The 13,539-nt window shown below is 41.8% G+C and carries 10 protein-coding genes; all 10 read left to right on the forward strand.

All coding sequences use genetic code 11. The features are described 5' to 3' along the window. Nucleotides 1–454 precede the first annotated feature (454 nt). A complete protein-coding gene (locus ACJ9PY_RS11195) occupies nt 455–865 on the forward strand; it encodes a CoA-binding protein (RefSeq protein ID WP_063576383.1) in 411 nt (136 codons plus the stop codon). Between the two features lie 381 nt (nt 866–1,246). Continuing rightward, on the forward strand, nt 1,247–3,232 hold the full coding sequence (gene parE / locus ACJ9PY_RS11200) for a DNA topoisomerase IV subunit B (protein ID WP_048678600.1): 1,986 nt from the start codon (nt 1,247–1,249) through the stop codon (nt 3,230–3,232). Continuing rightward, nucleotides 3,222–5,666 carry a DNA topoisomerase IV subunit A gene (parC, locus tag ACJ9PY_RS11205; protein WP_411740022.1) on the forward strand — a complete coding sequence of 815 codons (2,445 nt, stop codon included), beginning with the start codon at nt 3,222–3,224 and terminating at the stop codon, nt 5,664–5,666. The genes parE and parC overlap by 11 nt, the downstream gene beginning before the upstream one ends. A gap of 314 nt (nt 5,667–5,980) precedes the next feature. Further along, on the forward strand, nt 5,981–7,576 hold the full coding sequence (locus tag ACJ9PY_RS11210) for a long-chain-fatty-acid--CoA ligase (RefSeq protein ID WP_411740023.1): 1,596 nt from the start codon (nt 5,981–5,983) through the stop codon (nt 7,574–7,576). 45 nt (nt 7,577–7,621) lie between these two features. Further along, nucleotides 7,622–8,773 (forward strand): acyl-CoA dehydrogenase family protein, encoded by a 1,152-nt coding sequence (locus ACJ9PY_RS11215; protein WP_411740024.1) that lies wholly within the window; start codon nt 7,622–7,624, stop codon nt 8,771–8,773. A 26-nt stretch (nt 8,774–8,799) separates the two neighbouring features. Next, nucleotides 8,800–9,975, forward strand: a complete 1,176-nt coding sequence (locus ACJ9PY_RS11220) for an acyl-CoA dehydrogenase family protein (protein ID WP_057277806.1) — start codon at nt 8,800–8,802, stop codon at nt 9,973–9,975. 20 nt (nt 9,976–9,995) lie between these two features. Continuing rightward, nucleotides 9,996–10,760, forward strand: coding sequence for an SDR family oxidoreductase (locus tag ACJ9PY_RS11225; protein WP_057277805.1), 765 nt, complete (start codon nt 9,996–9,998; stop codon nt 10,758–10,760). 18 nt (nt 10,761–10,778) lie between these two features. Next, nucleotides 10,779–11,231, forward strand: coding sequence for a MaoC family dehydratase N-terminal domain-containing protein (locus tag ACJ9PY_RS11230; RefSeq protein ID WP_095678347.1), 453 nt, complete (start codon nt 10,779–10,781; stop codon nt 11,229–11,231). After that, the gene (locus ACJ9PY_RS11235) at nt 11,228–11,629 is read left to right on the forward strand and encodes a MaoC/PaaZ C-terminal domain-containing protein (RefSeq protein WP_411740025.1); all 402 of its coding nucleotides are present in this window, start codon (nt 11,228–11,230) and stop codon (nt 11,627–11,629) included. The genes ACJ9PY_RS11230 and ACJ9PY_RS11235 overlap by 4 nt, the downstream gene beginning before the upstream one ends. Nucleotides 11,630–11,763: 134 nt before the next feature. Continuing rightward, the gene (locus ACJ9PY_RS11240) at nt 11,764–13,461 is read left to right on the forward strand and encodes a sigma-54 interaction domain-containing protein (protein WP_411740026.1); all 1,698 of its coding nucleotides are present in this window, start codon (nt 11,764–11,766) and stop codon (nt 13,459–13,461) included. The last annotated feature ends 78 nt before the right edge of the window (nt 13,462–13,539 follow it).

The raw sequence follows: 13,539 nt of genomic DNA on the forward strand, positions 1-13,539 counted from the left end.
ATCACGTTTAAGGAAGATTGTTCCCTTTTTCAAAAATAAACGTGTAGAAATAGCTAAAAACAGCCCTGAAATACCTGTTAAGCTTCTCTTATTGTAACATTTTCGTGACAAAATGGTACGGCTGTCCAAAAAAAATCCACTAAAAAAATGAATTTTCCTTGATGGACCTACATCTTTTGATATACGTTAAGTTCATGAACGGTAAAAGGTTTAGACTTCCTTATTTTCGTAAATATATAATGAACGATGCCTCCTTGTATAAATTGTTACAATACGTGGTAGTCTGTATGAACATAAGAAAGTTAAGTGAGTCATGCCTTTTCTAAACTTATTCTTTCTTGTATAATGATTTTTCTTAATAATGGTAATAAACAGCTTTTCTCTGTAAAATACCTTTGTTAGGAATACTCTTTAATCAAATATTACATTTTATTATAAAAGGGGATTGAAAAGAATGATAGAAAATCCAAGCAGGGAAGAAATGGGAAAGATGCTGAAAAAATCGAAGCGCATCGCTGTCGTCGGTTTATCTGATAACCCTGAGCGCACTTCTTATATGGTATCGAAGGCCATGCAGGATAGCGGATACGAAATCATCCCGGTAAACCCTGCTGTAGCTGAAGTGCTGGGTGTAAAGGCAGTAAAAGCCCTGAAAGATATTGAAGGGCACGTCGATATCGTCAATGTTTTCCGCCGTTCAGAGTTCCTTCCGGAGATAGCCAAGGAATTTGCAGAAATCGATGCAGATATCTTTTGGGCGCAGCTAGGAGTGGAAAATGAAGAAGCCTATAATTTCTTGAAAGAAAAAGGACATACTGTCATCATGAATCGATGTATAAAAGTCGAACACGCCCTTACTAAGTAAAATGAAGAGCGGAACTTCCGCTCTTTTTTTAAGGTATCGCTTTATTTCTGGAGAAAAACTGAAAGGCAGCATAGCGGGCATTGAGCGGTCGGGCAAAATTAAGCCATTAAAGCTTAATTTGATTTAAATATAAAAGTATATTTGCCAAATGAAAATTTACCGCTACAATTAGAATGGTAGCTATGATACGTTTTGTTCCACACAAATGTGCTAACGCTAATAAAAAGGACAAAAAAATAGAACACTTGTTCTTTGTTCATGAAAGTATTATACTTGTTATAATGATAATAACGTATTAATGGATTTGTTAAGCTAGTGAGTCATTTCATTGCAGTATGATTTGGCCCGGAAATTGTGTTTAGTAAGGAAAGGGGAATTTCTGTGGCAAAGAAAGTAAAAACAATCGAGTACAATGATGATGCAATTCAGGTACTGGAAGGACTCGAAGCGGTCAGAAAACGTCCCGGTATGTATATCGGCAGTACTGATGCACGCGGACTTCATCATTTAGTGTACGAGATTGTAGATAACTCCGTAGATGAGGCTTTAGCTGGATATGGAGACCAAATTAGTGTGAAAATACATAAAGATAACAGTGTAAGTGTATCCGATAAAGGGCGTGGAATGCCTATTGGCATGCATAAATTAGGTAAACCGACGCCTGAGGTCATTTTAACGATTCTTCATGCTGGAGGTAAATTTGGACAAGGCGGATATAAAACGAGTGGAGGCCTTCATGGAGTCGGTGCTTCGGTCGTTAACGCGTTGTCTGAATGGCTTGTCGTGACAATCAAGAGGGACGGGTTCATATACGAACAACGTTTTTTCAATGGAGGAAAGCCAGAAACCACACTGGAGAAAATCGGCAAAACAAATCAAGCTGGGACCAAAATCCACTTCAAGCCTGATCCTAAAATATTTTCGGTCACGACTTTTAATTATGAGATCCTGTGTGAGCGCCTTCGCGAATCAGCTTTTCTTTTAAAAGGCATGAAGATAGAATTAACGGATGAGCGTAACGACCATAATGAAATTTTTCACTATGAAAATGGCATTGAAGCGTTTGTTGATTATTTAAATGAAGAGAAAGAGACACTCCATAGTGTAGTCAGCTTAGAAGGGGAACAAAATGGGATCGAAGTCGAACTTGCCTTTCAATTCAACGATGGTTATTCAGAAAATATTCTAAGCTTCGTGAATAACGTTCGTACAAAAGACGGAGGCACCCATGAGATTGGTGCAAAAACGGCCATGACACGGGCATTCAATGATTATGCCAGAAAAATGGGGCTATTAAAGGAAAAAGATAAAAACCTCGAAGGTACCGATATACGTGAAGGCTTGTCTTCAATCATTTCAGTGCGCATCCCTGAAGAACTTCTTCAATTCGAAGGACAAACCAAAAGCAAACTTGGAACCAGCGAAGCCCGTTCTGCAGTCGATTCCATCGTATCAGAGCACCTAGCCTACTTTTTTGAAGAAGATCCGACCACAAGTACCCTATTGGTTAAAAAAGCGATTAAAGCGTTCCAGGCAAGGGAAGCGGCACGCAAAGCCCGTGAAGACGCAAGAAGCGGGAAGAAACGGAAAAAATCCGATGCCATCCTTTCCGGGAAATTAACACCGGCCCAATCGAAAAATCCCGAACGAAATGAATTGTATCTTGTAGAAGGTGACTCTGCTGGGGGATCCGCTAAACAAGGGCGGGATCGCCGTTTCCAAGCAGTTCTACCTTTGCGGGGTAAAGTTATCAATACAGAAAAGGCAAAACTGGCGGATATTTTTAAAAACGAGGAAATAAATACGATCATCCATGCCATCGGCGGAGGTGTCGGGGCGGAGTTCAATACGCCGGACACTAACTATGATAAAGTGATCATCATGACTGATGCCGATACGGATGGGGCCCATATCCAAGTGCTGCTGCTGACTTTCTTTTACCGATATATGAAGCCGTTAATAGAGTCAGGAAAGGTTTACATTGCCTTGCCCCCTTTATATAAAGTGAGCAAAGGGACAGGGAAGAAAGAAGTCATTGAATATGCTTGGAGCGATGAGGAGCTCCAGGGAGCGATAGACAAGGTGGGGAAAGGCTATATGATTCAGCGCTATAAAGGGCTGGGTGAGATGAATGCCGATCAATTATGGGATACCACCATGAACCCGGAAACAAGGACATTGATACGTGTGAAGATCGATGATGGAGCACGTGCAGAAAGACGTGTGACAACTTTGATGGGAGATAAGGTTGAACCGCGTCGTAAGTGGATTGAAGCCAATGTCGCTTTTGGTCTCGAAGAGGAATCGAATATTTTAGATAATGAAAATATGTCGATTGAAGAGGAGGTCATTAACGATGGTATTTGAAGAAACGTTTCGGGATTTGCCGCTTGAAGAGGTAATTGGTGACCGCTTCGGCCGTTATAGTAAATATATTATCCAAGATCGGGCACTTCCTGATGCAAGGGACGGCTTAAAACCGGTGCAGCGCAGGATATTGTATGCGATGCATGTCGAAGGAAACACTCAGGAAAAAGGATTCAGGAAATCCGCAAAAACGGTCGGTAATGTAATCGGTAACTATCACCCTCACGGAGATTCATCCGTTTATGAGGCAATGGTTCGGATGAGCCAAGACTGGAAGCTGCGGAAGGTCATGGTCCAAATGCACGGAAACAATGGTAGCATTGATGGTGATCCGCCTGCTGCGATGCGGTATACGGAAGCGAGGCTTTCATCGATTGCCTCCGAGATGCTGCGGGATATTGAAAAAAGGACGGTCGATTTTGTACCGAACTTTGATGATACTTCTGAAGAGCCCATTGTTTTGCCTGCAATGTTCCCAAACCTGCTTGTAAACGGCTCTACAGGAATTTCAGCCGGCTATGCCACTGAAATCCCGCCACATCAACTTGGTGAAGTCATTGATGCTGCCATTATGCGAATCGATAAGCCGGAAGCGACAGTCCCTGATTTAATGACTGTCATTAAAGGGCCGGATTTTCCTACTGGCGGTATCATTCAAGGAATTGAGGGCATTCGTAAGGCCTATGAAACAGGTAAAGGGAAAATAATCATTCGCGGGTTGGCGGAAGTGGAAACGATTCGGGGCGGCAAACAGCAAATCGTCATCACTGAAATCCCATATGAAGTCAATAAAGCAAACCTTGTTAAGAAAATGGATGAATTCCGTCTAGACCGGAAAGTGGAAGGTATCGCCGAAGTAAGGGATGAGACCGACCGTACAGGACTGCGCATTGTCATCGAACTGAAAAAAGAAGCAGATGCAAATGGAGTCCTGCATTATTTATATAAAAATTCCGATCTCCAAATTGCCTACAATTTCAATATGGTTGCAATTTATAAAAAGCGGCCAACATTGATGAGCCTGCCTAAAATGCTCGATGCTTATATCGAACACCGTAAAGAGGTAATCGTGAACCGTTCACGTTATGAGCTGCAAAAGGCACATGACAGGGCACATATCGTCGATGGATTAGTGAAAGCTTTATCCATATTAGATGAAGTCATCGCTGTCATCCGGGCATCTAAAGACAAACGGAACGCTAAAGATAACCTCATAGCTAAATTTGCTTTTACAGAAGCGCAAGCTGAAGCCATTGTCTCCTTGCAGTTATATAGGCTGACAAATACGGATATTACAGCACTTGAAGCAGAGGCAGCGGAATTGAAGGACAAAATTGAAGAATTGACAAAGATTCTTGGAAGTGAAAAGGTTCTTCTTCAAGTAATTAAAAAAGAACTTCGATTCATTAAAAAGGGTTTTGATGATGGACGGCGTTCCAAAATCGAAAAAGAAATTGAAGAAATCAAAATAAATCTTGAAGTCTTGATTGCGAGTGAAGACGTAATGGTTACCGTGACGAAAGAAGGCTATGTCAAACGGACATCGTTACGATCTTATGCAGCATCAGGAGGGCTTGATTTTGGCATGAAGGATTCCGATCGCCTGCTCCAGAGGCTGGAGATGAATACAACAGATGTCCTGTTGCTGTTCACGTCCAAAGGGAACTACCTCTATTGTCCAGTTCATCAGCTTCCTGATATTCGCTGGAAGGAAACCGGTCAGCATATCGCTAACATCATTCCAATCGACAGGGAAGAGCAAATCATAAAAGCGATTCCAATCAAAGATTTTACCATGCCGGAATTCTTAGTTTTCATCACGAAAAATGGTATGGTGAAAAAGACAGAATTAGCTTCCTATAAAGCTCAGCGTCATTCAAAACCACTGGTTGGTGTAAATTTAAAAGGTGACGATGAACTGGTCGATGTCCATCATACGAATGGACAGGCTGACCTTTTCCTAGTCACTCATAATGGCTATGGTTTATGGTTTGATGAAGAAGAAGTAAGTGTTGTCGGTGTCCGGGCAGCAGGAGTCAAAGGGATTAACTTGAAAGAAAATGACTATGTCATTGGCGGAAAGGTTTTGGCCAAGGATAGTAAAGAATCGATCTTTATCGTTACACAGCGCGGGGCCATTAAGAAAATGAAATTAACCGAGTTTGAAAAAACGAGCCGGGCAAAACGCGGTGTCGTGGTCTTGAGGGAATTGAAATCGAATCCTCATAGGGTCATTGGTTTCGATATCATTAACAAAACCGACAGTCTATTCATTCTTTCCGAAAAGGGAACCATTGAAACGATTCATGCCGCTTCATTAAAAAATCATGATCGATATACGAATGGATCATTTGTTTTTGATGAAACGGTTAGTGGAAAAGCGAAAGAATTATGGAAAATATCATTGGAAGATGACACAGCCATAGAGCAGTGAATCATTTTTTTGAACGGGATGCTGACCTTGATCAGCATCCCGTTTTATTTTCCTGAAAATGATCAGTATATCCACAGGCCAGCACTATAGTTGGGTCTTTATACGAAAGCAATGTCTTAATTCAAAAATGACTTATTGAGTCAAATTTAAATCCTAGAATTATGAACCTGGAATTATTAAAAACGCAGCAAATAATTCAATTTTGAATTTTAGCATTAACTGAATCAACGTATCAAAACGATTTATTTTTGGCACACTCCTTGCATGTTGTTAGTATGACTTCTTTATTTTTGAATGAAGAAAGGGGAGGACAAATGGATAGACCTTGGATAAAGCATATCCCGTCCGGAAATCCAATAGAGATTGATATTCCTGAAATTTCATTGACAGAACTATTTTTTCAATCAGTCGAACAGTATTTGGATAATACAGCGGTAACGTTCATGGAGAAAAGGTATACATATTCAGAGTTGGGGAAGTTAGTGAAAAAATGTGCCCGCTTGCTTGCTGATGAAGGGATTGGAAAGGGAGATCGTGTGGCTATCATGCTTCCTAATTGTCCCCAATATCCAATTGGTTTTTTTGGAACTCTTTTGAATGGAGCCATTGTTGTCCAAATCAATCCAATGTATAAGGCGAACGAATTAATGCATGTCCTGAAAGATTCAGGTGCAAGGCACATCATTGTACTCGACGATTTATTGCCCATAGTTGAAGCTGTCATAGCTGAAACCGATGTTGAAAAGGTGTTGAGCGTGTCGCTGGAAAAGGGCAAATGTGAAATGACAAAAAAACTGCTATCTGTTACAGAGGCGGATTTCACTGTGGAGATTGAACCTGCTAAAGATGTCGCCGTCCTCCAATATACTGGAGGAACGACAGGGCGTTCTAAAGGCGCGATGCTAACCCATCGTAATATCGTAGCCAATACGCTGCAAAGTGCAGCCACTTCAAGAATCAATACTCAAAAGGGGAAGGAAAGGGTACTGGGCGTTTCCCCATTATTTCATGTTTACGGCATGACTTCAGGGATGAACCTGACGTTTTATAATGGCGGGGAATTAATTCTTGTATCCCGATTTCAGGTAACGGAGATCGTCGATATTATCACTAATCTTAAACCGACTATTTTTCCAGGGGTACCGACGATGTATATTGCTTTATTACAATATTACCAGTCCCATCCATTTGATTTGCATACATTGACATCTTGCGTTTCGGGTTCGTCACCATTGCCATTGCATGTATTGTCAAGGTTTAACGAACTTAGTGGAACAAAGATTGCGGAGGGCTATGGACTGTCCGAGGCGTCACCAGTCACGCACCGGAATCCAGTCAGCGGCCTGCAAAAACCAGGAAGTATCGGGATTCCGATACAAAATACGGATGCCGCCATAATTGACAGCATTACAGGAGAGCCAGCCCTCTTGGTTGATACACCAGGTGAATTGGTCATAAAGGGTCCACAGGTAATGAAAGGTTATTGGGGCATGCCTGAAGAGACGAAGAAGACGATTCAAAACGGATGGCTGCATACCGGTGATATGGCCAAGATGGATGAAGATGGCTTCTTTTACATTGTGGGACGGAAGAAAGAGATGATCATCGCAGGTGGATTCAATATTTATCCAATTGAAATTGAAGATATACTATACAGCCACCCTAAGGTTCTGGAAGCTGCCGTCTTTGGCGTTCCCGATCAATATCGCGGTGAAACGGTACATGCAGCGGTAGTTCTAAAACCAAGTGAAAGAATAACTGAAAACGAATTGAAGGATTATTGCCGAAAGCAGCTCGCTGCCTTCAAGGTCCCAAAAGCAATCACATTTGAAAGTGAACTTCCGAAGACGGCGGTCGGTAAAATTTTAAAACGCAAGCTTCAAGAAAAACATATCGCTCATTCGAACTAGATATGAAAGCGTTAACAACCAATTCGCAGATAAAGGGGAATGCAAATGGACTTTCGCTTAGATGAAGACATCCTGCTACTTAAAGAAAATATACGCCAGTTTATCGAAGAACAAATCGATCCATTTTCCATGCAGATAGAGGATGAAGATCATATCCCGGAATCCATCATAAATTTATCGAAGGAAATCGGGCTATTCGGACTTAGTATCCCGGAAAGGTATGGCGGACTCGGAATCGGGATGGTGGGAAAATGTGCTTTATATGAGGAAATCGGTAAAACACATAATGGATATACCACTCTGATTGGGGCCCACACCGGTATAGGGACGGTAGGGATAGTAGAAATGGGCAATGAAATGCAAAAGGAAAAATATCTACCAGATATGGCAAGCGGTAATAGAATTGGCGCTTTTGCTTTAACTGAGCCTGCAGCGGGGTCCCATGCTACGAATCTCAAAATGACGGCGGTCAAAAATGGCGATAAATATATTTTAAATGGTACCAAGCATTATATAACGAATGCAGATGTAGCAGATATTTTTACAGTTATGGCCGTTACGGACAAAGATAAAGGGGCGAAAGGGATCACCTCATTCATAGTAGAAAAGGATTTTCCGGGTTTTAGAGTTGGTAGCCTGGAAAGGAAGATGGGTCTTCGAGGTTCACATTCGGCCGAATTATTTTTTGAAGATTGCGAGGTTCCTGCTGAAAATGTACTGGGGGACGTCGGCCAAGGGTATGTAAATGCCTTGAAAATCCTTGCAAATGGCCGGGCAGGCCTTGCTGCCCGTAATTTGGGGTCCTGTCAATACCTGCTCGATCTTTCTACCAAATATGCCACAGAACGTGAACAATTCAATGTCCCGATCATTGATCATCAAGCCGTATCCCATATGATTGCCGAGATGGCAATCGAAATAGAAGCACTTCGCTCATTCACATACAGGGTCGCATGGATGGTCGATCAGAAAGAAAAAATCATTAAAGAAGCGGCCATGCTTAAGTTGTATGGTTCGGAAGTATATAATCGTGTCGCTGATAAGGCCGTACAGATTCATGGCGGGATGGGATACATGAAGGATTATCCAGTTGAACGTTTCTATCGGGATGCCCGAATCACCAGAATATATGAAGGTACGTCCGAAATCCAAAAAAATATCATTACCGGACAATTGAAGAGAAAATATCAAAACTAGTCTAATTGGAAAGCGGAGGGGTTAATATGGATTTACGTCTATCAGATGAACAAAAAATGGTACAAAAAACAATACGCAAGTTCGTGGAAAATGAATTGATTCCATTGGAAAATGAAGTGCTTCGCAATGAAATGGCAGGGAAACCTAGTTTACCAGAGGGGACATTGAAAGATTTACAGGAAAAAGCAAAAAAAGCGGGGTTTTGGGGCATCAATACCCCGGAGGAATATGGCGGGGCAGACCTAGGTCAGCTCATGATGGCAATTGTCTTGATGGAAGTGTCAAAAACGTTTGTACCATTCAGCTTTGGAGGTTCGGCTGATAACATCCTTTATTATGCAAATGAAGAACAGAAACAGAAATATCTGATCCCTACTATTAATGGTGAGAAAAAGTCCTGTTTTGCCATGACGGAGCCGGGGGCTGGGTCCGATACGCGAAATATTAAAATGACGGCAGTAAAAGAAGGAAATGAATGGGTGCTTAACGGAGAAAAAACATTCATCACTGGAGGAAATGATGCCGATTTCGTCATGGTCATTGCCGTAACTGACAAAGAACGTCATCAAGCAACCGGGACGGAAGGGGTAACCTGTTTCATTGTAGACCGTGATATGGGCTGGAGATCAGAATATATCAATACGATGGGAGAATGGGGACCGGCCGGTTTAGTTTTTGATAATGTCAGGGTACCCGAAGAAAACATCTTGGGGGAAGTGCATGGCGGTTATAAACTAGGCTTGGAATGGATTGGGTTTGCAAGATGGATAGTGGGCGCACGTGCTGTCGGTTCTGCGGAAAGATTGCTGCAAATGGCTATAGAATACGCTAAAGAACGAGTAACTTTCGGTAAACCGATCGCTGAGCGCCAGGCCATTCAATGGCAGATAGCTGATTCCGCTGTAGAGATTGAAGCCGCAAGATGGCTTGTATTGAATGCGGCTTTTACACTTGATAATGGAGAAGACAACCGCCATTTAGCTTCAATGGCTAAACTCTATGGAGCCAATATGGGGAATCGGGTCGTTGATCGTGTATTGCAGATTCACGGTGGCATGGGCTATACGAAGGAGCTTCCCATCGAACGCTGGTACCGCGAAGCCAGGCTTTGGAGGATTTATGATGGTACGGATGAAATACAGCGTATGATCATTTCCCGAAATTTGATTAAGGGACATGTTAAAGTAGGGCAATTTTTATAATAGATTAGGAGGAGACGATTATGACAGGGAGATTTTCAGGGAAAACAGCTTTAGTTACAGGTGGAAGCAGGGGGATTGGCCGGGCGATCGTCGAACTGTTTGCCAGTGAAGGCGCAAACGTAGCGATTATCGATATCAACGAAGAGGTTTTGACAGCAACAGGAAATGAACTAAGGGATAAGGGTTATACCATTTTTACCAAAGTGGCCAACGTGGTCAATCCAGAAGAGGTGGAAGCATCGATAAAAGAAATAGCCGACACATTCGGATCCCTTGATATTCTCGTGAATAATGCTGGGGTCATCCGGGATAATTTACTTTTTAAAATGACCGATTCTGATTGGCAGACGGTAATGGATGTGCATTTAAAAGGTACTTTCAATGCAGTACGTGCCGCCCAGAAGCATATGGTTGCAAATAAGTACGGAAGAATCATCAATATATCATCCACTTCGGCCCTTGGGAACCGCGGGCAGGCTAATTATTCAGCCGCAAAAGCTGGGCTTCAGGGGTTAACAAAAACACTGGCGATTGAACTTGGCAAATATGGGATAACGGCTAATTCGGTTGCACCAGGCTTTATCGAAACCGAAATGACGAAAGAAACAGCTAGGCGGGTGGGAGTGAGTTTTGAACAATTCATCCAGGATAGGGCAAACAGTATTCCAGTTGCCAGAAGCGGTTTGCCAAGTGATATTGCTCATGCTGTTGCATTCTTTGCCGATGAGGCATCCTCATTCATTAGCGGGCAGGTTTTATATGTTGCGGGCGGTCCGAAAAATTAAGGGAAAAGGCGGGATGTTATGTTCAACGAAAGTATTGGAAAACGATCCAACCCCGTTAAAAATATAGTTGAACGGGGAGCCGTTAAAAAATTCGCATTATCGATTGGTGATCCCCACCCGATTTTCATTGATGAAGAAACAGGCAGGCAATCAAGGTACGGTACGAATATCGCTCCACCAACTTTCCCAAGGGTCTTTGATTTTGGGACGATTGAAAGCTTAAATCTCCCGAATAAAGGCTTGATTCACGGTGAGCAGGTTTATCGCTATAACAGGCCGCTTAAGGTAGGGGAAGAAATCACCTGTTATACGGAAGTGAAAGACTATTATGAGAAAAAAGGGAAACAAGGGGAAATGGGATTTCTAGCCTTTAAAAATTATGGGACGGATGTAAATGGGGAAATTGTCTTCACTGCTGAACAGCTTGTCATTTTAAATGAAACGATCAGAAGGATGGTGATGAGTAAGTGACGACATTAACCGAACTTCATATTGGTGACTCGTTACATTCCATCGAGCTTGCACCTGTAACACGACTGGACCTCATTAAATATGCCGGCGCATCAGGTGATTTCAATCCCATTCATACCATTGATGAGGAAGCAAAAAATGCTGGTCTTCCAGGTATCATCGCACATGGGATGTGGACGATGGGAAACCTTGCAAAGCTATTCAGTAATCTTTATGAAATTGGGTTTATCGAAGAATACAAGATTCGTTTCAAGGGCATGGTTTTCTTGAATAATGTCATAACTCTTCAAGCGGATCTAAAAGAAAAAAATGGGAATAGATATTTTTTCAACGTAGCGGCCACTAACCAGTCAGGTAAGGAAGCGATCAGTGGAGAGGTTATTTTTAAGACTTACTGAGGTAAAGTAGTGATGAAAATTATTTCATCACTACTTTTTTTAGGAGCGAAATTCGACAATTTTAAAGGAGTTTCGAAAATTATCCAGAATTGTACTTAAAAAGAATTCTTTTTGCGGCGATGAGGTGAATAGTAATGAATCAAGTGAAACAGGATTCTCAGCTTAATTTGCTCAAAGAGTGGACCTTTCCTGCACTAGTCGTGGATTCTGCAAATCGGATTAAGGATTGGGGAAACTATTTTAATCAATTGTTAAGCCAGGATGGTAATCATACATTAAACGAACAATTCGATGAGTGGCAATTTCTCGATAATAAAAGGCTTGCAGCTGCAAGGCTGCATGATAAACGGTATTTATTTTTATTAATGAAACAAATGGATGCTGACAATATTCTTTATATAGGCAGGGAAACGGAATTTTTGGATGATTTACTGATTGATGCTCATGAGACGGATAAATTGAATCGCGCACTGGATGCAATAATCGAAAATTCCTATGATGGAATATACATCACCGATCAAGATGGAATCACGCTTTATACCAATTCGGCAATTGAACGGATCACAGGCATACCAAAAGAGTACTATATCGGCAAATCTGTGGACCAATTGATTAAACGCGGCATACTGAATGCGTCGGTGACTCATAAGGTAGTGAAGCTGAGACGAACGGTATCAGTCGTACAGGATAATTTTGCGGGAAAGGAAACATTGATAACAGGGAGTCCCGTTTTTAATGCAGAAGGGGAAATAGAGCAAGTCGTTACGAATATAAGGGATTTATCTGATTTAAATGAACTGATGCATGAGTTGACGAAAGCTAATGAACTGAATCATCAATATAAGCAGGAAATTGAGAAACTGCGGAAGATAACGAGCAAAGATGGAGTCGTATTCGTCAGTGATAAAATGAAAATGATTTATGAGATAGCAGAAAGAATATCGGATATTGATGCGACAGTACTCATACTGGGAGAAACGGGTGTTGGAAAGGATGTCCTTGCCCGCAATATCTATAATCGGAGCATCCGGTCTAAAAAAGGAGACTTCATCAAAATAAATTGCGGGGCAATTCCCGCTGATTTATTGGAATCCGAGCTCTTTGGATATGAAGGAGGGGCATTTACCGGAGCCAATCAAAAAGGAAAACCAGGGATGTTTGAGCTTGCAGAGAGTGGTATCCTATTCCTGGATGAAGTCGGTGAGCTTCCCCTGCAACTTCAGGTGAAGCTGCTCCGGGCCCTTCAGGAAAGGGAGATTCAAAGAATCGGAGGTACAAAACCAAAGAAAATCGATGTTCGCATAATAGCAGCCACGAACCGAAATCTTTCGGAAATGGTCAAAACGGGTGATTTTCGTGAAGACCTCTTTTATAGGTTGAATGTCATTCCGATTACGATTCCTCCTCTAAGGGAAAGAAGAGAGGATATCTTGGCATTGACTGACTTGTTTTTAACAAAAGCAAACGAACAATATAAATTCTCAAAAGAAATAGATTCGCGGTTGAAGGAATATTTTTATCAACATGATTGGCCAGGAAATGTCCGTGAATTGATTAATATTGTGGAAAGGCTCGTCGTGCTGACGGATAATCGAATATTATCGATTAACGACCTTCCGGAAGAATATCAGCCGGAAAATCGGAATCAACCGAACCTCAATGCTACCTTAACTTTAAAAGAAGCGGTGGAAAGAGCCGAAAAGGAAATTTTGACGAAAGCGGCTCAAACCTACCAAACTACATATGAAATAGCAGAAGCCCTGGAATCCAGTCAGGCAACAATCGTGAGGAAACTTAAAAAATATCGATTAAAGGTCAGTGGAAAAGAATAGATGAGTTTGAACTGTACCTCCCAATGTTAGAAAATGGGAGGTGCAGTTTTTTTGACTGATTATACGAGTGGCGAAAAT

This window comes from Peribacillus sp. S4 (genome assembly GCF_046715815.1).
Classification (GTDB): domain Bacteria; phylum Bacillota; class Bacilli; order Bacillales; family DSM-1321; genus Peribacillus; species Peribacillus frigoritolerans.

Coding starts and splice junctions, on each gene's coding strand:
- ACJ9PY_RS11210 (WP_411740023.1), top strand. CDS start 5,981: ATGGATAGACCTTGGATAAAGCATATCCCGTCCGGAAATCCAATAGAG.
- parC (WP_411740022.1), top strand. CDS start 3,222: ATGGTATTTGAAGAAACGTTTCGGGATTTGCCGCTTGAAGAGGTAATT.
- ACJ9PY_RS11220 (WP_057277806.1), top strand. CDS start 8,800: ATGGATTTACGTCTATCAGATGAACAAAAAATGGTACAAAAAACAATA.
- ACJ9PY_RS11195 (WP_063576383.1), top strand. CDS start 455: ATGATAGAAAATCCAAGCAGGGAAGAAATGGGAAAGATGCTGAAAAAA.
- ACJ9PY_RS11240 (WP_411740026.1), top strand. CDS start 11,764: ATGAATCAAGTGAAACAGGATTCTCAGCTTAATTTGCTCAAAGAGTGG.
- ACJ9PY_RS11225 (WP_057277805.1), top strand. CDS start 9,996: ATGACAGGGAGATTTTCAGGGAAAACAGCTTTAGTTACAGGTGGAAGC.
- ACJ9PY_RS11230 (WP_095678347.1), top strand. CDS start 10,779: ATGTTCAACGAAAGTATTGGAAAACGATCCAACCCCGTTAAAAATATA.
- ACJ9PY_RS11215 (WP_411740024.1), top strand. CDS start 7,622: ATGGACTTTCGCTTAGATGAAGACATCCTGCTACTTAAAGAAAATATA.